Here is a 20788-nt window from a genome sequence, read left to right on the forward strand (position 1 = left end):
GATTAAGCCTCCTGATTGTAGGTGAGTAGGATACGCCCAGCCGCATGTTGTTCCTGTAAGCGGTGCTGGGCAAGTTTAACGGCCGTGAAAGGCAAGCGTTCTTGAATCATCGCTTGCAGCGTCCCCTGGGCCAATTGTTGGAGCAACCATCGGTAGTCTTTGGGCATGATAGCCCCGCTGACAAAAGTAAAGGCCTGTTGCGGTAACCGTGCGTGGTAGGTCGGTAGTGCTAGTGACAGGATAGGCACGGCACCAAGTAACTCGGTTAGCTGATCGAGTAATTGTGGTGAGCCGGCTAAGTCGATCACCTGATTGACAGCGGTGGATGAAGGCAGCTGAGCGGTTAGAGACTGATCATAGACGACGACTTGCTCAGCGCCCAAATGACGCAGTAAATCACGGCGACTCGAATGGCCCACGGCAATCGTGTGAATATCTGCCAGACGAAGGAGCTGGATGAGATAGGTGCCAACACTTCCACTAGCCCCAGTAATCAAGACGGTCTCTCCAGCATGAAGGCGACTTTTCTTAAGCGCCAAGTAAGCAGCATCCCCACCACCGATGAGGGTGGTAGCTGCCGCCAGAGAAACGCCCTCGGGAACTGGCAGGAGCAAAGGGGGAAACGTTGAAAGGAGTTGTTCCTGATGACTGCCGGCGGGGTGAACCCCGATGACGGCATGATTCAGGAGCTGGGTGTGACGGAGCTGGCCGACTTCACGGACGATGCCCCCGAAGCCGTAACCCACCACGATGGGAAGCCTAACGGGACGCTGTTGTTTTAACTGTCCCGTTTCCGTGAGCACGTCATAAGGCATCACGGGTGTGTAGCGGGTTTCAACACGAACGCCGAGCGGGGTGAGCGCGGGCAAGGCGCGTGGCAGGAGCTTCAAGGCATCTATACCCTGATAGCTATCTTGGATAATGGCTTGCATTAGACCGTCACCTCCTGATCCGATTCCGCCAAGGCAACGAGTGACTGGAGTTTCTGCGCGAAAGCTTGTTTCGCAATCGGCACCAGCAATTTGATGGGGACTGGCAAGTCATCGCCTGAAGTTCTGAGTGTTTCCGTGATGGTGGTCAATGCGTCTGTGGCAGTGAATGAAAAGTCCAGCTGGTAGGCCAGCCGACCGCCGTGACTGTGATAACTGATGTGATTGGCGGTCATTGAAGTGATGAGCTCCTCCGTGGTATTTAGCGCTGGCGCTTGGCGACTAATCTCAAAACCGAGTGGTGTGGCGGTAACGGTGATAATTTCGCCGTCCCACAAGGGGAGATTCTCCGGGTGTGCGAGAATGGTTTGAATGCGGGCAATGGTGGCATGGGTGACAGCGGTATTGGTGAATAAAAGATCTGACATAAAAAAGGCCTCCTCTTATTGGATGGCCTTACTTTAACGGAATAGGGACTTGCGGGAAAATCAGAATACTGATACTCAAAATTGATCGGGAACTTTTTCATGAAAGAGGTCGGTTAGGAATTGTTGTTTCTGCTGGGCAACCTGGGCCTCGTTTGCCCGACCGGCCTGTTCGGCAATCTCTGCGAGTAAACGGTAGCTGTTGGCTAACATGTAGTGGGAGTTGTGGTCGGTGATGTAGGCGATTCCAGTCAGGAGGCGTTGCGTTGCCAGTTGACCGTCGTGGAGAAAGTATGCCGTCAAAGCGGCTAAGTAGAAAATAATATTGGTATTCTCTTCATAAGTGATCGCCGTGAGGCCAGTCAGGGCAGCGGTGACCAGTCGTATGGCATCGTGATCGTGATGCTGTTGTGCTTTCACGGTCGCTAGCGAGGCAAGTGCCAGGCGCGTTAAGGTCGTTGGTATTTTATCCGTACCCAAGTTGGTGGCAAATCTGAGATTCTGCTCGGCTTCACCTCGATGTTCGGCCAAGTGTATTTGGGCGACCCCTAGATAATAGTAGTAGGCCTGGGTCTGCTGATCAGTGGTCACGGCGGCTAGTGTGCTGGGTAATTGTAAAAAGGCGTTAAGCGCTTGATAACGGTGCTGGTCGCACAGCTGCTGCATGTGGGCGTTCAACGTGTCATCCCCACTAATGGCAAAGTCATTGGCCAGACTAATCTCGTCAAGGGAGATGGCTAGTCGTTGGCAGAGCGCGAGTAGAAGTCTGGCGTTGGGCGTGTAGTGATCATTTTCAATAGCGGACAGCATGGACTGCGCGCAGATCCCAGCCGCTACGTCCTTTTGGGAGTGACCTTGCTGTTGACGAACTTGTTTGAGTGTGGTGCCGAGTGACATTTAGGGTAGGCCTCCTTAAAAATTAGCTATTCAAATTAGGGCGACAAACATGGCTCTCTCAAATCAATAGCTGTGGTTGGCAGTTCTTGTTCAATTGGTCATCTAGCTTGCCGTTTGATATCTGAACACGCAACATGGTTAGAGCATACCCCGAGTTAAAATGAAATGCACCTATTTTTTATCGGTGATTTCATTTTGCTCTTTTTGTTACTGATTATTTCTGGGAGTGACTGTCAGTGGTTACGATCTTTGGTGAAAATATGATCGTGCTTAGATTACCGATAGGTGCGGATGATTTGTTTTTTTGTACTTAGTAAGGTACATTACGAGTGCAAAAACATTTCGTACAAAGCCAAGTACAGAAAGGCTGACGTTGATGGAAACAACGACGTATTCTGATTTTCGCAAAGATTTGAAAAAGTACATGGATAAAGCAACGAGGGATTATGAACCCATTACGATTACACGTAAGAACTGCCAGAATGCCGTACTGATCTCTGAGAAAGAATATAATAATATGTTAGAGAATCGCTACGTGTTGGAAAACCCAGCCAACCGGGAGTGGTTACAAGACTCGTTGGTGCAGGCAAAGCGTGGTCAGGTTGTCCAACATAAACTGCTGAAAGTGAGTCAGCCTGACGATGAATAGCATGTTTACCGAAAATGTTTGGCAAGATTATTTATGGCTACTGAAGAATGATAAACGATCGTTGAAGCGGGTTAACTTGTTGTTAAGAGACGTCTCCCGGACGCCATTCAATGAGATTGGTAAGCCAGAACCGTTACATGGCAATTTGACTGGCTATTGGTCTCGACGAGTCAATGAAAAGGATCGATTGGTTTATGGTGTGACGGATAAGGTTATTACAATTTTGGCTTGTCGCACGCACTATGCGAAATAGGCGTAGCTCAAACTGATCGTGTAAACAGTGAATAGATCAATTAAAAACAGCGTGATTCATCCCCAACGGACTGAATCACACTGTTTTTGTCAGGTGCCTTGTCTTTTAATGCAGCAATCACGGGTGAGCAGAAGCAGTTGACTCACCAACCCGGCCAAGCTGCTCAATCAAACTAGCCAGTTGTTCTTGGTGGTTGGACTGTAATACCGTACGCATCTGATTCGTAATCTGTAATAATTGCGTGTAGAACTGCTGTTGCTTCGCAAAGTCGGCGGCGTTTCTCTGAATAATGGCAAGCACGTCATCACGGCAAGCCGTTGTTACTGGCTGAGTTCGTAAGGTAAGAATTTGGGCAATCTCAGTGAGGGAAATCCCGGCCGTTTTGAGATTTTGAATGATCTGATATTTATTTAAATCGTCTGTCGTATAATCACGGTAGTTGTTTGGCAATCGTTTAGGTGTCAGAATGCCAAGGGTATCGTAGAATCGCAGGGTATCACGCGTTGTGTGGGCACGCTGACAAAATTCAGTGGTATTCATCAGGTGGGCCTCCTTTAATAGTGAGTCAAGTATAGCATGTGATAGCAGATAGAATGTTTACCACACGTCTCGTTAGTTAGACCAAGAAGTGGACAATTGATGCGAAAAGTCCTTGAGCTGGGTGTATACCCCCATGTTAAGGTAGGGGCAATCGAGGGAACCTCGGTGTTGAAGGGGGAATTCTTATGAGAATGAGACGCTTTGATCAGATTTATCAGCTGCCTTTTTTGCCACATCTTTTTCCAATTAACTGCTATTTAGTTGATGAGGGCGCGGACCTAACACTGGTCGATACAGGCATGTCATTTTGTACGAAAGGTATTTTAAAGGCCATCAAACGGCTAAAAAAACCACTGACCCGAATCTTACTGACCCACGCGCACGTCGACCACGTGGGATCATTAGATGCAGTCAAAGCGGCGTTTCCACAAGCGTGTGTTTACATCTCTACGCGTGATGCCAAATTACTCGCCGGCGACTTAAGTTTAGAAGCGCCGGAAGATCAAACGGAAATTAAGGGTGGGACGATTCAAGTTGAAACCAAGCCAGATAAACTACTGACTGCGGGCGATCACGTTGGCTCGTTGACGGCTTACCTGGCACCCGGTCACACGCCAGGTTCTATGGCCTTTTATCAGGCGAGTTCACAATCATTATTGGCGGGTGACGCGTTCGTGGTGCAGGGTGGACTGGCAGTGGCCGGCGATAAGCGGTGGCGGTTTCCCTTTTCTGCGGCAGCGACTTGGAGCTTATCAACGGCGATTAAGAGTGCTGAACGGTTGAATCAGTTGCCGATTCAGTATTTAATGGTCGGTCACGGTAAGGTTATTCAACGGGCAAATCGGCAGATGGACACGGCAATTAGTCGGGCTAAAAAAAGATAATCACGAAAGAAAGCAGTGGCTCTCAACGACTAACTCCAGCCGTTGAGAGCCGCTGCTTTCCCAATATATGGCTACTGACCGGACCAGAAAAGGGAAAAGAAGCCAATCACGAAAACAATTGCAAGGACTGCCCACCAATAGCCAGCCAAGAAGTCCCAGAAGTTCATCTTACCAAGGCGGCGAACATAGCGGTTGTGTTTGGGGTCGAAAACGAATTCAGTTGGATCAACCTTAGTCTCGTGTTCAGCGCCAAAGACCAGAGTATCTAGACTGACGTTGAAGATATCCGTTAGCTTAATTAAGTTGTTCAAGTCCGGGGTTGAATCGCCGGACTCCCATTTTGAAATGGCCTGGCGCGTGACGAAAAGCTGGCTCGCCAGGTCGTCTTGCGTAGTGTTTTGTTCGTTACGAATCTTTTTGAGTTGTGCGGGAAACTTATTCATGGTTGCATCCTCCTGAATGGTTAAAAACGTTTTTTTCTAAAAATAAGGTAGCCAACGACGATGAAGAGCAACGTGTAACTGAGGGTTCCCTGTAGCAATTGCTGATTAAGGAGGTGGCTGGTATCGAAGTAGGTGGTGTAGTTATAGTACTGGCGAGTTAGATTCGTCATGTTAAACGGGTTCCAACGCAGAATTTGCGTGAACTTTTCAGCGTTTAACAAGTTGGCAGAGACAAACTGCCCCATGAACACCATCAGTAGACTGACGCTAATGACGACGGCATTGCTGTTAATTAGACAAGAGAGCAGAAAGATTAGACTGATAATAAAAGTTGTCGTGAGTACATCAACTGCAACGGTTTTCAGCATGTTTTCCCAAAGTGGTTGTTGGTACAGGTAAATGGCGGACCAGGACACCGACTGATTCATGGGAATTGTATGAAGTCCCAACGTAAATAGCATGGCAAGCAGGTGTAGCCAGAGGTTATAAACCAGAATAACGATATACTTTGATAAATAGACTAGCGCCTTATTAGGTGACTTATAGAGCAACGTGAGAATCGCGTTGTTCTGGAACTCCATGGAAAAGGTCGTGGCCCCAACGACGACCAGGATGAGCATTATCCAGTCTGGGGCATTATAGCAGGTTGCCATAAGCAGCTTACTCTCATTATACCCAATTGATAGACCGGTTAAAATCATGAGGATGAGTAAGACGAGCGGTGCCAGCCAAGTGAGTTTCCGATGATTAAGTTTATAGAATTCTTGATAAAGACTAAAAGCCATTTTAAATGTCCTCTCCTTAGCTAGATTAGCTGCGCCGATTCTTAAATAAGGCATAACCTAAAAAGATAAAAATGGCGGCGTAAATCAAATTGCCCCCGATGATTTCGAGTGAACTTAAGTGCGAGACGGCCGCGTACGGTGGGTTGGCCAGTTGCTGGGTGACGAAAATCATATTTAGTGGGTTCCAGCGTAGAATGGGGATTAAAGACGTAAAAGTTTTCATGAGTGCGACTGAAATGCCAGCACCAAGAAAGCCTAACGCGAGTCCCACCCCAATCACTGCGGCGTTGAGTTTCAGCAGCATAATCAGCATGAACGACAGGGTCACGATGAATAGCGCATAGATCAGTGTGCCCATGACATTACCCATGAGCAAATCAAGTTGCGTCTGATGATTGATGATTAATGCGGACCACGGTGTTCTGACAAGAAAAGATTTAAAAACAATCGTCAAAAGTGTGGCGATGAGCGTCAAGACGATGCTGTATAGCCAAACAATCACCAATTTTGCTAAGTAGATTTGCCAGCGGCTTGTATTTTTATAGAGCAGAATCAAGATCGTCCGGTTTTGATATTCCATGGCCCAAAAGGTTGAGCCAATGGCAATCATAATAATCGGAATCCATTGAACGGCCCCAAACTCGAAAATGACTTGGGTCGTATTCGTTTTCGTCGTTAAGACGCTGTAGGTCATCAAGATAATCAGTACGAGAATGCCGGCTGCGACCGATTTTTGATGACTAAACTTAAACAGTTCTGCGCGCAAGCTAGTTATCATGATGGTCACCTCGTTGCTGGTTCAAAAGATGAACGACCATTTGCTCAAAATTGCTAGAAATTGGTGCTAATTCTTTCAGGTGCACGTGTTGTGCGGTAAGAATGTCTTGAATTTCAAAGATATTCTCGGAATTAACCTGAAAGGTGTCACCATCTAAAACGTAATGAATCTGGTTCTTCGCTAAGCTTTCTACAGTTAGCTGAGAATCTTCTGTGCGTAACTGATAAGCTTGATGATGCAGGCGTTCAAACTCTGCGGTGGACTGATTAACGATGATTCGGCCGTGATTGATGAGAATGACTTGGGTCATGACCTTTTGCAGCTCACTCAAAATATGACTGGAAATTAGAAAAGCTGTTCCTTGGGCCGCGTATTGGCGAATCAGCTGGCGAACACCAATCGTTGCTTCGACGTCGAGGCCATTCATCGGTTCATCAAGAATGACGAGTTGCGGGTTATTTAAGAGAGCAATGGCAATGCCTAGTTTCTGTTTCATGCCCAAGGAGTACCCCTTGGCTTGGTCGTGAATATAGGTCGTCATGTTTAGCTCGGAGATGAGACGTTGACAAGCTGCTGAGTCGTGCGCATACAGGGCTAAATTCTGTTGGCCGGTTAAGAAGGGGTAGATTGCAGGGTGCTCAATCAAGGCCCCAACCTGAGCTAATGCGGCGTGTTGATTTTCTGTGACCGAGACCTGATTGAGCTGAATCTGACCATCAAATTTAGTAAGGCCCAGAATGGTCTTCATCAGGGTTGTCTTGCCAGCGCCATTGGGTCCAATTAGACCAATGATATCTCCTGGATGAATCTTAAAACTGGCATCTGTGATGATTTGCTTGCGACCAATATAAGTATTGACGTTTTGAACGACGAGCATATCGTTTTCCCCCTAAGCGTAAATTACTTGTGTGTCTTGACTAGTTCTACTGTCGTTCAATTTGCTAGTTGCCTACAAGCAATAGGTGACCGCCATTTCGCAAAAAGAGAGGAGAATTCGCGCAACTACTAGTTTCGCAAGGACGCATAAGTGTTGTCATAGCAACGTTGATCAGAGTTGCATTGGTTTTAATCATTCTAAATGAATTGATCAAAGGTTATTTTGGTTTTAATAATCCAGCATCAATTTTCTTTTTTTGAGGGGACAAGTAGTCACGGATAAGTGGTTGCTCATAGTTTGTTTCTGTGGAAAACCTTGAAGAAGAGTAGCCCAAAAATGTTTGTAGTATACAATGTGGAACACCACTTATTTTACAATACCCCCGTAGTTATCCTTTTTGTAGCATACAAATATTTGTTTGTAAAGTTGCTATCGCATCGGCATGGTGATGCCAGTATTTCGCCACCATTTAGGGTTTAATGGAGACTGAGAGGAGTTGGTCTGCAATGACGGATGAAGAAAAGTTGCAACGGATTTATGCAGCAGCGAGTGAACTGTTCATTCAACCAGGTTATCACGAAACGCAGATGCAAATGATTGCGCAGCGGGCGCAGGTGGCGGTCGGCACCTTATATCGCCTTTTTAGTGGTAAAGAAGCCCTGCTAGACTATGTCTTTCTAACGACCTTGCCGACAGAAACGGGGGCTTCCTCAGCAACTTATCCCATCCAACCGATGGATCCCCGCGAGTTGGTCCGGCGAACGGAGACGGCTTATGCCGACTGGAATCATCAACTGGCAAGACAGCAAACAACGGATTTTGATCGCCTACTGGCGGATTTGTTTACGGCCTTTAAAAGGTACGGCCGTTACTTCTTAATCTTGGAGCATAATCCAACCGCCAATCCAGCGTTGACAGCACTCTATCGGCAACAGCGCCAAGCCATCTATCAACGGGTGGGCGACTTTATCCAGCACCACCAACCAGAAGTAGAGGATGCGCAGCGCAACGGCATAGTGATCGTGGACCTGGTGTTCTGGTGGTGTGCTCACAAACGCTATGACAGTTTTGAAACGGAGATGGCCCGCAATGACGATGAGCAAATGCTGACGGTGGTTCGTGACATGTTGCGGCGGAGTTATCAGTAAGCCCCTTAATTAGCTAACCAGCCCAAATTACACCAAACAATCGGTAAAAATTGTCTTTCTGCTGTGTGTGATTAAACTGGGTGGCATTCGAATGAATGATTCGTTCATTCTTTCTGAAAAAGGGGGAAAATGAGAATGAAATCTCATGAATGGCTGTATCTGAAGCAGCATCCGGCGCTTTGGCGAATTTTGTTAGGAATTCTGGTGGTTCCACTATTTTACGCAAGTCTCTTGTTGGCCTCCGTTTGGGATCCTTATGGCGAATTTCACCGCTTGCCAATGGCGGTGGTCGATCAGGACCAGGGAACGCGGACGTTGGACTGGGGGAAGCCTGTCTCGAAAAAGTTGGTCGCTAGTAAAACATTACATTTCCAACGAATGACGTTACGGCGGGCACAACGTGAATTGAAGTCAGGCCAATTATTTTTAGTTTTAAAAGTTCCGGCAAATGCTTCAAAGAAACTAAGTCAGTTGGCAACGGCGCCACGGCAATTAAAGGTGACGTATGAAACCAATGCGGGCCAGAGTACGGTGGCTTCAAAGATGGGCGCTACGGCCATGCAGAAGCTACAGGCCGAGTTGAACCAAACGACCATTCAGACCGAATTGCAGGTTAATCAGCAGGCAGCTCTCCAGGCGGGTCAGCGGTTGACGGTGACGGCCAAGCAGCTCGGGCAGTTGAGTCAGGCCAGTATGGCCGGTTTACCGGCCACGCAGATTGCCGCGGCGACGCAGAAAATTAGCGCAGGATTGACGCGTGGTGGTGAACAGCTCAGTACAGTCCGTCAGCCAGATCAGCTACGGCGGTTGGCTATGCCGGTAAAATTAGTGCAGCACAATGTGGTCTCAGTTGCCAATAACGGCACTGGTATGGCGCCTTACTTTATGGCAATTTCACTATTCGTAGGCTGCATCACACTCAACATTATCTATGATGCCCGTCAACGTCACGGCGAGTACCGCAACTTTGTCCGGGCGTGGTTAGACAAAATGGGCTTTCTCTGGGGTTTCGTCCTGTTAGCGGCTTACGCCATGTGGCTCAGTGTGCGGTATGTAATCGGATTACGACCATTAGAACCGGGGAGGACGTATCTGTTAAGCTTACTGATTGTCCTAGCGTTCTTCAGCCTGGTTACCTTTTTCCGACTATGGTTTGGACTAACCGGTGCTTGGCTCATGCTCATGTTCATGCTTTTCCAGATTGGGGCTTCAGGTGGCACGTACCCCATTGAATTAACCAATCCGTTTTACCGCGCCGTGCATCCCTATTTGCCGATGACCGTGGCAATGACCGGGTTGCGACATACGATTTCACTGGGAGGATCGATTACCGGGATTATTTGGGTTCTAGTAGGAATGGTCGGACTTTTTAGCGCGGGGACGTTGGCCTACTTTTATGCCCACCGGAAAGACCCGGCCGTTGTTTAATCAGATGTTGGCATAAGCAAACCAATCTCTGATTACTGGTTCGACCTGTACGCATTAGGACATCATAGGGCACGCTCAAGGATACAGAAATAAGGCCCCTAGCGATTAATGATCGTTGGGAGCCTTGTTTTAAATGAATTGATCAATGGTTGCGATAACTCGTGCCCAAGTGACGGGATCACACTTTTCAACGAATTGTAATTCTCTTTTTTCGAAATCCATGGATCGTATCTGATGAGTAGCCACTTCACCTTTTATTTACCGTGGCTGTTCAATCGTGATGTACGTGCCAAATGCCCGCTGTGTACTGGTAATCGGGCAAATCAGACAGAATCCAGTTAACTGGTTAAAGATTGTTTTGCTGACGACCAGGCCGGGACGGCGCTTTTGAATTTCATGACCGGCCGGATCAAAATTGATGTAAACGAGGTCTGTCTGTGCAGGATTGTACATTAGTTATCTACCTCATCCCATTCATGATCAGTTTTAGAAATACTATCGCGAAACCCAACTCAGTCATTTTTATTAGAAAACAAGTCATCACGTATAGGGGTCAGGACAAGGGTATCACCGATTTTAACAATCTTATATTTATCACCAGCTTGGGCTTTAATCTCACTGGGAATGATGGCACCAACGAAATCACCGCGTTTACGATGAGGATGATTTGAAGTGGGTGGACTTTCTTAAACGGCTTAAGCAGACGGGTATGCCCATTCGCGAGATTCGACGTTATTCTCAGCTTCGTGCGCAGGGAAACACAACGATTGATGAGCGACTGAACTTACTGAAAGTTCAGGAAGAAAGATTGCAACAACAAGCCCAGCAGACTCAGGATTATTTAGATTTCATTCATCATAAGATGGCAGTATACCAACAGATGAAAACAGCAGAATCATCGGATAATGCTCACTAAGCTTGACAGAAACCAAGGTGCCTTGCGGTGACTAGCCTAATTGACGGATTACCGCCGCAACTTGATTAGGGGCTACGATCGTACGAGCAAAAGATCCAGCTTGTTCGAGTAGCTCCGACTTGCTGTCCACCCAAAAACTAGTGGCGGCCTGTGAGAGCATCTTGACGTCATTCATATCGTTACCAAAGGCGATGTAATCATGAATTCCTAATAAGGCTAACGTATTAGCCTTATTAATGTTCTGTGCAGTCAGATCTAGGTTACCTTCGCCAACGTGCTGCACAAGTTCTAGGTTCGTATGGTCAGTGACCAGTCGCACAATTTTTTCCAACTGTTGATCAGCCATCCCTAAGAGGATTACTTTAATGGCTGTTGTGATCTGTTCCAAGGGAACGTTATGGGCGAGATGGCCTGAATCGAGTTGCTTTGTGATCAAATTATCCGGTGAAACGTGCGCGGCATAATTCCAATCGCCATCGACCACATACTCTAAATTATAGTGGGTGATTAAGGTTTTCAGATAATCCCTATCTGGTATAGCGATTGGAGTCATAACCTTAATCGTATCAGCCTGTGAGACGATAGCGCCATTCGCGCCAATTAGCAGATTGTGCCGAAATTCAGGAACAATGGGGAGTAAATCCCTTATCGGACGAGCGGAAGCAAAGATTAAGTGATGACCGTGTTTTTCTAAGACTTTTAGACCTGCTGTAATCTCGGCTGAGATGCTTGTGCCGTTAAAGCTTAGCGTACCGTCAACATCAAAGACATAATTCATATTAGATTCCGACTCCTCATCGTATAGTTAAAATAAACGTGGCTGCTTTATAAATTACTTTATTCTTGGTAAGCGGTGAAAATAGGTTGGAGATAGCATACCATAATCTGCACCGAAAGCACACGGAATGAGGAAGCGTACACTGGCCGTCATATCAAAGGTGGTGCGGCTACATACGAATTTTATAAATAAAAAAATGAAGGCGACCATTCTGTGTGGTCGCCTTCATCTGTCTTACCTGCTAGTTTGAAGGACTTAATGCGAAGTGAGCGATCATCTGTCCCAGATATTGGGGGGATTCGACACAGCCATTGCTCACCCAGTTGGCAGCGATATTGATTACGCCACCCGAGAAAAACAAGAGGTAGTAAGGATTGGTGATATTAGGGCCGTGTCCGCCAATGCGGTCCTGCTTGATGAGTAGTTTAAAAACAGTTTGGAAGGTTTGAACTAAAACGTCCAGCTTATTATTTTTGATCAGGAGCTGATAAGTTTCAGCTTCTGTTTTGGTGTGCTCAAAATAATGGGTCATCAGCTCAGGGAGCGTGACCTGGTCTGTTCTGGGTAATCGTCGTAAGTAATGCAGCATATTCTGCGTTTGGTAGGCGGCAATAATTTGATCAAAGTTTTGATAGTGACGGTAAAAATAAGTTCGCGAGACGTGCGCGCGTTGGCAGAGCTCGGTTATTGAAATCGTCGCTAATGGTTTAGCCATCATTAGCTCCAACAACGCACGATAGATGGTTTCTAAATTCTGTTGTTTACGATCATGCGGATTCATCGGTTACAACATCCCCCTTTCTGTAACCCAAATCTAGTTTATCGTGATCGACGCGCATAAACTAACGATAACGCTTGAAGAGGGGGAGTTTATGATGAAAAAGACCACAGCGTTAGTTGGCACAATGGCCATTGGGATTTTCCTCTGTATTCTGGATACAACGGTGATGAACATTGCGTTACCGGCAATTCAAACGGGCCTGTCAACCAGCCTAGAACAATTATCCTGGGCGCTCAACCTGTATACCATTCTATTTGCGACGTTAACGATTCCGCTGGGCCGGTTGGCGGATATTTATGGTCGGCAGCGCTTCTACCTGCTGGGGCTCAGCTTATTCTTATTGGGTTCACTGTTTTCTGGATTGGCTGGCAGTGTGGCTTGGCTGATCGTCGGTCGCGGAATTCAAAGCTTGGGCGCAGCGATTGTTTTTCCAGCAAGTATGACCATTGGAATTCAGAGTGTCCCGCTGGCGAAAAGAACCAGTGCCATCGCAACACTAGGCGTGACACAAGGTCTGGCTGCCGCAATGGGGCCGACGATTGGCGGCGTGGTGACACAGTTCTTTAGCTGGCGAGGAATCTTCTTGATCAATGTACCGTTTGCCTTACTATCATTAGTGCTTTGTTGGCGACTATTTGATCGACACGAAAGCCATCAGCAAAAGGAACATTTAGATATGGGTGGGACGATTTTGTCCATGACAATGCTGTTTAGTTTGACCTTATTCTTAGTTAAGGGAAATGACTGGGGCTGGACGAGTTATCAATGTTTGGGGTTGATTCTGCTAAGTGTACTTTCGTTGATTCGTTTTATTATGGTCGAAAGTCATGTCCAACAGCCGATGGTGCCCTTAGCGCTATTTAAGGACAAGCAGTTTGTCGGTTCAGCTATTGTCACGATCATGTCGGGCATCTTTCTAGTCGCCTTGTTAGTCTTGATGCCGAGCTTCTTTACTAAAGTTCAAAATAAAGGAGAGTTGTTAGCCGCGCTGATGATTACCCCGGCATCATTGATGATCTTTATCTGGTCACCGATTAGTGGTTGGATCTTGGGCAAAGTGGGTCCGCGCATGGTTATTTCGCTGGGAAGCTTGTCCATGATTGGGGGTTACGTCGCGATGAGCTGGATGAATCCCAATATTTATTGGCAGGTCTGTTTAGCGGCATTGTTAGTTGGGACGGGTTACGGTGTCGTGATTGGGCCCATTACGGTATTAGCGGCTGGCAAGTTTACGGGTAATCTATTAACGGCATCACAAAGTGTCATTGGGGTTTTCCGGCAAATAGGGACGTCTTTAGCAGTCGCTATCTTTGTGTCGGCGTTATCTGCTAACTTAGTTACTGCCAAGACCAACATTTGGCTGTATTCACAGAATAGCGTTGCGGCGTTACCCGTTACCGCCAAAGTAAAAAGTGATACGTTAACGCAGGTTAAGTCTCAATTAGCGACAGAGCAAACGCCTCAGCATGAACGGACCACATTTATTGGCAAAGCTAAAACCCGGAAATTGATTCAATCAACCTATCAGCAAACCTTACAGCAGCATCAGCTCATGAAGGCCCCAGCCACAGTCAAACAAGCCGTTTATCAACGTGTTAGCCAGTCGGTAACGCAACAGGTGACTCGTGATAATCGGCTGCTGACAACCGAGGTGGCGACAATTGGGCATGAGACCAAACGCCAACTGACCCAAGCTTTTATGCGGCCGTATCGAATGGCCATGCCATTTACAGGTATCCTATTATTGACGGTCTTTCTGTTTAGAAAGCGACATGATTATCTAAGTAAGGACGCTGAATAGCTTGGTTGACACGCTTCTTTAGAAGTAACTGCCCTGATAGGTAAGAAGAAAGATTGACGAGGGGGGGAATTTCTGATGACGAATACGGTCATTGTGTACGCTCATCCGCAAGAAACGAGTTTGAATCATGCTATTTTGCTGGCTGTGGAGAACCAATTGATCCAAGAGGGTATTTCTTTTAACGTCTTGGATCTGTACGCAGATCACTTTAATGGCCAATATACGGCTGCTGAATACCATTTATACCGTCAAGGGAAAACGTTGGATCCGTTGGTTAAAAGCTATGAAACACAGTTACGTCATTGCGAGCGGCTCATCTTTATTTGTCCAATCTGGTGGAATGACGTCCCAGCGATTGTGAAGGGGTTCGTGGACGTGGTATTTAAGCGGAACCTGTTTTACTTCGCCGGCAAGCGTGGGATTCGGGGAAATATGCCGCAGTTAAAAAGTGTGCAGGTTTTAACCACGTCGACCTCACCGACCTGGTATCTAAAGCTATTCTGCGGTGATGCCATTCGCAAGGTTTTCTTGAACGGGACATTTAAGCAGCTGGGGATCAAGACCCGTTCTTGGCAGAATTTTGGTGGGGTCACTGTTAAAACGGCTAGTCAGTGTCGTCATTATTTAGCGAAAGTCCAACATGAGTTTTAAAGGGGGCGTTCCTTCATGGGAGAAAAATTACGGGGGAAGTTGGGGCTAAGTGCCCTTTGCTTGATTATGTTTATGGTGACACTAGATACAACCATCACCAATATTGCCCTGCCCGATATCACCAAGTACTTTAATGCGAGCCTCACAACTACTAATTGGATAAGTACAATCTATGTTTTAGCAATGTCAGTGTTTATTATCCCAGCGGCGAAATTTGGTGATCAGTTTGGGCGTAAAAAGATCATGCTGTTGGGATTAGCTTTATTTGGTATCGGGTCGTTATTATGTGGTTTATCCGAGAACTTGATCTTTCTAATTGCGGTTAGATTTATGCAGGGTATTGGTGGGGCCATTGTGACGCCAATTATGATTCCGTTGTCGGTGAGTTTATTTGGCCGAAAAAAAGCGACTGATGCGGTGGGAACAATTGGTGCTGTGACTGCCGTAGCAGCAGCCGCTGGGCCACCAATCGGTGGTGTTATTCTCCAATATTTTGCATGGAAATATATCTTCTTTATCAACATCCCCATCGTTGTTTTGACATTTATTCTAATGTTGATCTGTTTTAATGAATCTTATGACCAAACGATTTCTAAGAGAATCGATGTTTTAGGATTAAGCTTGTTTCTGACCGGAATTGCGCAATTAACCTATGTTTTAATCAAGGGTTATGACCTGGGGTGGTTTTCCCAGTGGAGCATTGGACTAATGATTGGCTCTGTCCTTTGCATCGGGTTATTTGTTTGGTGGGAAAAGCATACGCAGACACCATTTATCGAGTTTGACTTATTCAAAGAAAGCACATTCACGGCATCGAGCCTGGTTTATTTTGTTTGTGGCTTCGCCATTATCTGTTCGTCCTTGATCTTTAATTTTTATTTGGAAAATGTGCGGGCATACACGGCTCTCAAAGCTTCCTACGTGATTATGTTTATGTCAATTACGGTAATGGTCGTCATGCCATTAGGAACAAAACTACAAAGAAAATTAGGCTATAAACCCCTGATTACTGCTGGCATTGTTTTGATGGGTATTAGCTTATTGATGCTAACGCGGCTCAGTCAGTCAACCTCGTGGCTGGCAATGGTCTTGATGATGATTATTTTAGGCTCGGGATTTGGCCTAGGGTGTTTGACCATCGTTTCAGCGGTTCAATTCATTCCTCAAGATAAGGCGGGTATGGCATCGGGCATTGTTAATGCTAGCCGCCAGCTAGGAACGTGTCTGGGGATCGCCTTACTGGTCGGGACGATGACGCACACTACCAATTTGGCCAAAAGTAGTATTAAACGGGATTCTAATACTGCGATTACCCGTTTAGCAATCCCTAAACCATTTTCAACCACGATAAAACAGGATTTAAATCAGGCGCTAAATTCTGAAACGACTTATGATTTACAAGCGAAACTAAAGACGGATTTAAAAAAGGATCAAAGTCAACCATACGCTAATGGACAACCACAGAATAGCAATTTAAAGCGGTTGTATAACGGAACGCAGGCTATCAAGGATGCCTATCGCTACGTAAATAAACGCGACCAGCAGTCTTTGGAACGATTGATTTCAGGACAGAAGAAAATGCGAACCGCAATGGTTTCCTCACAAGATACGCAATATCAGTTACTGTTTGAATTGATAAAGGGTAACGTGAATGGCGTCGCGCAATTGGCCACTTATGAGAATGACTTAAAGCTTTTGTCGCAATCGTCAGAGACAGCAGCAAACGTGCAGAAACAGCAATTACTAGCGATGCTGATTGCGGTGTACCGAGTTGGATTGAATCCTACCGTTCAAACGGTATCGCAGTTCAAAGCTCAAATTGAACGACTTTCTCCCAACACTCAGTCGTTGCTAGTCGGGCAACAACAGTTATTGGCCGGTCAGATGGCCTTATTAACTGGGTTGAAAAAGAGTGACCATCTTCTAACCGGCTTAGATCAGATTCAAACGGGGCTTTCTGATACGGATTTAGAGCGACGGGTAACTAGTTATACCCAGACGCTCAGAAATTCAAAAAACACGCATTTAACAACGGCGTTTACCGATACATTCTTAGTTGCGGCAATTTTTATTCTACTTTTTACCATTGCGGGTATGTATACGGATAGGACTGGTGAATTTCACGAGGACGATACCTTGTCAAATTAGAATTATTAAAGAAACTTGTCTGTGGATTTCGTAAGTACATATGTGTATAATGTGCTTACGAGGTGAGGAGCGTGATAATCTATGATTAATCCAGAGAATCTGAATGAATCCGTAAAGTTGTTTAAAAATGGAAATTCGTATGCTTTTCGTCTTTCAAAAAAAGATCGAGAATTCTTAAAAGTCGATGGTAATACTGAGTTTGAAAAAATCATTTCACCTGATGGTAAAGAGGTTATCTTTAGAAAAATAGAAGCGGTCAGACCTAATATCTTGGAAGCGGCAAACGATATTTTTGATGATCATGCTGATTTAATGAAGAGATTGGAAAACCTATGATTTTTTTAACCAAAGAAGAATTTGTGGCACTTAATCAATTAGTTTTAGGGCGTGCTCAGAGTCATTCCTTTGGCATACAGTACCCACAAGGATTAGACATTGTCGTGGAACAGCCACAGCAGGTGATTTTTGGTAAAGAATTGTACCCTAGTGTCTGGCTTAAGGCAGCTTTTATTATTCAAAAAATAACTAAGAAACATATTTTTGTGGATGGAAATAAGCGAACCGCGCTTTTGTCGGGGTTAACCTTTCTAAAAGTTAATGGTTATATATTAGCTTTTAGTGATGACGAGGGTGAAAGCTTAATCTTAAGCGTTACGAATAGTCCAGATAGTGAAGAAATTATGCTGACGCTTGCTGAGTGGCTTAAAACTCACCAGGCATAGACATGGCCGGTCACCCTTATTCGTTTAAGTAGCGGCCGAACATCGTTGGTTAGTATAATCGTCTCTTTCGAATAAACCTTGACTAGGGTATGATAGAAGTTAAGTTGAAAGATTCTCGAAGGAGGCCAGCAACACATGGCAGATGTTTTATTAGTGATTGATCTTCAAAACGGTGTTTGTTACGGTGACAAGCCGGCTGCAAATATGCCCCAAGTGCTTGCGGGGATTAACGCGCGGATCGCAGCGTACCGCAAGGCGAAGAAGCCAATCGTCTTTGTCCAACACACGGACGAAGATTTAGTTCAAGGAACCCACGACTGGGAGCTGATTCCAGAACTGGACCATCGCGATGCGGACCCCGTAGTTATTAAGAACCATGCGAATGCTTTCTATCACACCAATTTGCGACGTGTCTTAACCAGCTTTGCCGCTGAGTCATTAGAGATTTGTGGTGCGCAAACCGAGTACTGCGTCGATACGACGACCAAAGTTGCCCATGGGATTGGCTACGATCTCCAAATGACCCCGGGGTTAACGACCACGGTAGATAATCAATTTATGACGGCTGAACAGACCATTGCCTTTTACGAAGGTATTTGGAATCACCGGTTTGTGACAATGCTTGAAGCTTAATGAATCAGGGCTCACCGTTTGTTGGTGAGCTTTTTTGTCGTCGGGTAATCTCGCAAAAGAGCTGGCGTCCCTCAATTTCGAAGGATACCAGCTCTTTTATGACATATCAGGTTTTGCGTAAATCTTGTTCGTTAGGTAGCCAATCGCCATTTTGAGAACGAAGAATTTTGTCGGCGTTGATTCGCTACGTGTGGTTAAATAAAACCGGATATACCTCAAACAAAGTGCTTTTACCAGCGCCATTGCCATTTGATGGATTTAACCAGTGACTAGGCTAGTGACCGGCGATTGGCCCAGTAAACAGCCACAATCATGGGTAAGGTCAATCCCATAACTGGGTAGAGCCATGCCCAAGGAAGAATCGCTGTAATGAGTCCTGCCAGCATCGGTCCGCCAGACATACCGAGGTCGATACCAATATAGAAGGTACTGTTGGCTAAGCCCCGATCCGATGCTGGTACAAGTGATAGTGCCTTGGCTTGGCAAATTGAAAACATCAAGCCATAACCAGCAGCGAAGCCAAAAGCCCCTAGGAACAACATGAACCAATTGCTTAAATCGGTTAAGCCAATGACGCCCAACAGATTAAAGCCTAGGCATAGCCAAAAGAATTTCTTGAAGGGAACGTGGTCAAAAGCATCGCGTAACGCCAGCCGCATCACTAATAGTATAATTGCGTAAATGGGAAAGAAGGCACCAGCTGGCACAGCAAAGTGGCGGTGAGCAATATAACTCACGATGTAGTTTTCTGTCGCAAAATAGGGTAACGAAAATAACAGCAAGATGACCGCCAAGGGAATAACTTTGGGTTGAACCAACTGCATTTTGGGGGTGGCCGTCGATGTCGTTTTAGGCGTAGAAACAGGAAGACCGTGGTTGCCGACAAACTGAATGACAATCAGCATGAGGATACTAAATAGAGCGGCGACCCAAAAAACACTTTGGTAACTGTAGTGTTGGTATAAATAGACACTGACTGCTGGACCCACGGCCATCCCCAAGGCGCTGGCCAAACCGTAGATGCCCATCCCCGAGCCAATCCGATTGGCTGGTAAGAGGTCTGCCATCCAGGTGGCCATACAGACGGAACATAACGTATAGCCTAAGCCACTAATGATTCGAGAAAGCAGAACTAAGGCCACATTGGTGGTTAACATATAGCCTAAGCTTGCCAATAAGAGTAAAAGGCCACCGACTAGAGTCAGGGTGTATTTCGAAACGCGATCGGTCAGATTTCCAGCTAATGGCCGCAAGATTAGCGCGACCAAGTTCATTGCGCCGGCAATGACACCAGCTAAAATGCTGCTAGCGCCAATGTTTGCCGCAAATCCTGCAATAATCGGATTGATCAGCATTGGTCCCATTAAATAAAAGAAACTGGCTACTAAAACTAAGATAACATCTTTGGTGTATAAGCGTGTGTGCACGCCAAATCATTTCCCTTCTAGATTAGCATTAGCGCGGCGGGCCAATGCTAGAAATTGTTGTTGTTCTTTCGGTGTAAAGCCAGCAAAGAGTTCCTTACTCGTTTGCCAGCCATGCTTATCAAGTTGCGCGTATTTGGTTGCCCCTAATGAAGTTACCACGACTAGTTTCGAGCGGCCGTCGTCAGGATTGGCGGCTAAGGTCACGACTCCTGCGGTCACCATGTGTTGAACAATCACCCGGGCGGTTTGGTGGGTAATTCCTTGATAGTCTTTATACATCGCAATTGTTTGATGGGGGTGTTCCGCAAAATACCGCAGGGCATCCCCTTGTTCCGTGGTTAAATTCAGATTCTTAATGTGTAGATTCCGACGCTGTTTAATTCGGCGAGCCAACTGTAGTAGTTGCCGCGAAATCATGTCGTCTCTATTCATGTGATCACCTCATGGAACATATTGTACAGTAGACTGTATAATTTTGTAAGGATTTTTTTGTGAAAGATTAAGTTACAAGTTCGAGCTTGTTTTTATATGAAATGAAGGAGTTTTTGAGCGTACCAAAATGCAACGTTTTCTGTGACAACTCCAGGGGAAAAGTCTCCTAGAGTTTGATAAAGTCATTCAACTTCAATTATTAAGAGATTGAAGCTTATATTTGTATTCAAGGAAATAATTAGTTTACCTAACGAACTAAAGAATATCATTTTTTGTACGGGTTTAAATTCAGTGCAAATAAAACCATATGATGGAATAAACTTTCTCTCTCGTAAGTATACTGAGAAAAACGGTTCATTTCATCATATGGTTACGAGGGCAGAATGAAGCAACAACCTCAGAGAGATTTTTATTTTTAAAGGGAAGCATGATACACTAATTGAAGAGATGAGATAGAAAATGG

25 protein-coding genes are annotated in these 20788 nt (G+C 45.7%); 12 read left to right on the top strand and 13 right to left on the bottom strand.

Annotated features, from left to right (window positions below; translation table 11 throughout):
• Positions 1–2: 2 nt before the first annotated feature.
• The 3 genes from FD28_RS03040 to FD28_RS03050 form a co-directional block, all read right to left on the bottom strand.
• The gene (locus FD28_RS03040) at positions 3–932 is read right to left on the bottom strand and encodes a quinone oxidoreductase family protein (RefSeq protein ID WP_057732465.1); all 930 of its coding nucleotides are present in this window, start codon (positions 930–932) and stop codon (positions 3–5) included.
• A complete protein-coding gene (locus FD28_RS03045; RefSeq protein ID WP_057732467.1) occupies positions 932–1357 on the bottom strand; it encodes a hypothetical protein in 426 nt (141 codons plus the stop codon). The genes FD28_RS03040 and FD28_RS03045 overlap by 1 nt, the downstream gene beginning before the upstream one ends.
• 75 nt (positions 1358–1432) lie before the next feature.
• Entirely contained in the window at positions 1433–2251 is an 819-nt protein-coding gene (locus FD28_RS03050; RefSeq protein ID WP_057732469.1) for a helix-turn-helix domain-containing protein, read from the bottom strand.
• 376 nt (positions 2252–2627) lie between these two features.
• Between FD28_RS03050 and FD28_RS03055 the strand changes: the two genes are divergently transcribed.
• Entirely contained in the window at positions 2628–2900 is a 273-nt protein-coding gene (locus tag FD28_RS03055; protein ID WP_057732471.1) for a type II toxin-antitoxin system Phd/YefM family antitoxin, read from the top strand.
• Entirely contained in the window at positions 2893–3153 is a 261-nt protein-coding gene (locus FD28_RS03060; RefSeq protein WP_057732473.1) for a Txe/YoeB family addiction module toxin, read from the top strand. Before FD28_RS03055 ends, FD28_RS03060 begins: the two co-directional genes overlap by 8 nt.
• 117 nt (positions 3154–3270) lie before the next feature.
• Here FD28_RS03060 and FD28_RS03065 read toward each other — a convergent pair whose 3' ends face one another.
• Positions 3271–3693, bottom strand: coding sequence for a MerR family transcriptional regulator (locus tag FD28_RS03065; protein ID WP_057732475.1), 423 nt, complete (start codon positions 3691–3693; stop codon positions 3271–3273).
• Positions 3694–3878: 185 nt separating this feature from the next.
• Here FD28_RS03065 and FD28_RS03070 point away from each other — a divergent pair, with 185 nt between their 5' ends.
• Positions 3879–4577, top strand: coding sequence for an MBL fold metallo-hydrolase (locus FD28_RS03070; protein ID WP_057732477.1), 699 nt, complete (start codon positions 3879–3881; stop codon positions 4575–4577).
• Between the two features lie 71 nt (positions 4578–4648).
• Here the strand turns inward: FD28_RS03070 and FD28_RS03075 are convergent, their stop codons facing one another.
• From FD28_RS03075 to FD28_RS03090, 4 genes are read right to left on the bottom strand one after another with little or no spacing between them, the layout of a single operon-like run.
• Complete coding sequence (locus tag FD28_RS03075; protein WP_057732479.1) at positions 4649–5020, bottom strand: helix-turn-helix domain-containing protein; 372 nt, start codon at positions 5018–5020, stop codon at positions 4649–4651.
• 20 nt (positions 5021–5040) lie between these two features.
• Positions 5041–5805, bottom strand: a complete 765-nt coding sequence (locus FD28_RS03080) for an ABC transporter permease (RefSeq protein ID WP_057732481.1) — start codon at positions 5803–5805, stop codon at positions 5041–5043.
• Between the two features lie 25 nt (positions 5806–5830).
• A complete protein-coding gene (locus tag FD28_RS03085) occupies positions 5831–6583 on the bottom strand; it encodes an ABC transporter permease (RefSeq protein ID WP_057732483.1) in 753 nt (250 codons plus the stop codon).
• On the bottom strand, positions 6573–7460 hold the full coding sequence (locus FD28_RS03090; protein ID WP_057732485.1) for an ABC transporter ATP-binding protein: 888 nt from the start codon (positions 7458–7460) through the stop codon (positions 6573–6575). The genes FD28_RS03085 and FD28_RS03090 overlap by 11 nt, the downstream gene beginning before the upstream one ends.
• Positions 7461–7966: 506 nt before the next feature.
• On the opposite strand from FD28_RS03090, the gene FD28_RS03095 reads away from it, so the two are divergent.
• Both FD28_RS03095 and FD28_RS03100 read left to right on the top strand, forming a co-directional pair.
• Entirely contained in the window at positions 7967–8608 is a 642-nt protein-coding gene (locus tag FD28_RS03095; RefSeq protein WP_057732487.1) for a TetR/AcrR family transcriptional regulator, read from the top strand.
• Between the two features lie 135 nt (positions 8609–8743).
• Positions 8744–10036, top strand: coding sequence for a YhgE/Pip domain-containing protein (locus tag FD28_RS03100; RefSeq protein WP_057732488.1), 1293 nt, complete (start codon positions 8744–8746; stop codon positions 10034–10036).
• 258 nt (positions 10037–10294) lie between these two features.
• Here FD28_RS03100 and FD28_RS13555 read toward each other — a convergent pair whose 3' ends face one another.
• On the bottom strand, positions 10295–10489 hold the full coding sequence (locus FD28_RS13555) for a type II toxin-antitoxin system PemK/MazF family toxin (RefSeq protein WP_338034525.1): 195 nt from the start codon (positions 10487–10489) through the stop codon (positions 10295–10297).
• 223 nt (positions 10490–10712) lie between these two features.
• Here FD28_RS13555 and FD28_RS03115 point away from each other — a divergent pair, with 223 nt between their 5' ends.
• Positions 10713–10952 (top strand): MerR family DNA-binding protein, encoded by a 240-nt coding sequence (locus FD28_RS03115; RefSeq protein ID WP_162255543.1) that lies wholly within the window; start codon positions 10713–10715, stop codon positions 10950–10952.
• A 31-nt stretch (positions 10953–10983) separates the two neighbouring features.
• On the opposite strand, the gene FD28_RS03120 is transcribed toward FD28_RS03115, so the two are convergent.
• Together FD28_RS03120 and FD28_RS03125 are read right to left on the bottom strand one after the other, a co-directional pair.
• On the bottom strand, positions 10984–11730 hold the full coding sequence (locus tag FD28_RS03120; protein ID WP_057732494.1) for an HAD hydrolase family protein: 747 nt from the start codon (positions 11728–11730) through the stop codon (positions 10984–10986).
• Positions 11731–11971: 241 nt separating this feature from the next.
• Positions 11972–12511 carry a TetR/AcrR family transcriptional regulator gene (locus tag FD28_RS03125; RefSeq protein ID WP_057732495.1) on the bottom strand — a complete coding sequence of 180 codons (540 nt, stop codon included), beginning with the start codon at positions 12509–12511 and terminating at the stop codon, positions 11972–11974.
• Positions 12512–12602: 91 nt separating this feature from the next.
• Here FD28_RS03125 and FD28_RS03130 point away from each other — a divergent pair, with 91 nt between their 5' ends.
• The 6 genes from FD28_RS03130 to FD28_RS03155 all read left to right on the top strand — a co-directional run bounded on the left by FD28_RS03130 (position 12603) and on the right by FD28_RS03155 (position 18466).
• Positions 12603–14312: an MFS transporter gene (locus tag FD28_RS03130; protein ID WP_057732497.1), complete on the top strand. Its 1710-nt coding sequence runs from the start codon at positions 12603–12605 to the stop codon at positions 14310–14312.
• 75 nt (positions 14313–14387) lie between these two features.
• On the top strand, positions 14388–14963 hold the full coding sequence (locus FD28_RS03135) for an NAD(P)H-dependent oxidoreductase (protein ID WP_057732499.1): 576 nt from the start codon (positions 14388–14390) through the stop codon (positions 14961–14963).
• A gap of 15 nt (positions 14964–14978) precedes the next feature.
• Complete coding sequence (locus FD28_RS13185; RefSeq protein WP_157059827.1) at positions 14979–17111, top strand: MFS transporter; 2133 nt, start codon at positions 14979–14981, stop codon at positions 17109–17111.
• Between the two features lie 81 nt (positions 17112–17192).
• On the top strand, positions 17193–17447 hold the full coding sequence (locus tag FD28_RS03145; protein ID WP_057732501.1) for a hypothetical protein: 255 nt from the start codon (positions 17193–17195) through the stop codon (positions 17445–17447).
• Complete coding sequence (locus FD28_RS03150) at positions 17444–17833, top strand: type II toxin-antitoxin system death-on-curing family toxin (RefSeq protein ID WP_057732502.1); 390 nt, start codon at positions 17444–17446, stop codon at positions 17831–17833. Before FD28_RS03145 ends, FD28_RS03150 begins: the two co-directional genes overlap by 4 nt.
• 135 nt (positions 17834–17968) lie before the next feature.
• Positions 17969–18466, top strand: coding sequence for a cysteine hydrolase family protein (locus tag FD28_RS03155; protein ID WP_057732504.1), 498 nt, complete (start codon positions 17969–17971; stop codon positions 18464–18466).
• Between the two features lie 269 nt (positions 18467–18735).
• Here the strand turns inward: FD28_RS03155 and FD28_RS03160 are convergent, their stop codons facing one another.
• Both FD28_RS03160 and FD28_RS03165 read right to left on the bottom strand, forming a co-directional pair.
• Positions 18736–19893: an MFS transporter gene (locus tag FD28_RS03160; protein WP_057732507.1), complete on the bottom strand. Its 1158-nt coding sequence runs from the start codon at positions 19891–19893 to the stop codon at positions 18736–18738.
• Positions 19894–19899: 6 nt separating this feature from the next.
• Positions 19900–20325: a MarR family winged helix-turn-helix transcriptional regulator gene (locus FD28_RS03165; protein ID WP_057732509.1), complete on the bottom strand. Its 426-nt coding sequence runs from the start codon at positions 20323–20325 to the stop codon at positions 19900–19902.
• Positions 20326–20788: the final 463 nt, after the last annotated feature.

The organism is Levilactobacillus hammesii DSM 16381, from assembly GCF_001434395.1.
Classification (GTDB): Bacteria; Bacillota; Bacilli; order Lactobacillales; family Lactobacillaceae; genus Levilactobacillus; species Levilactobacillus hammesii.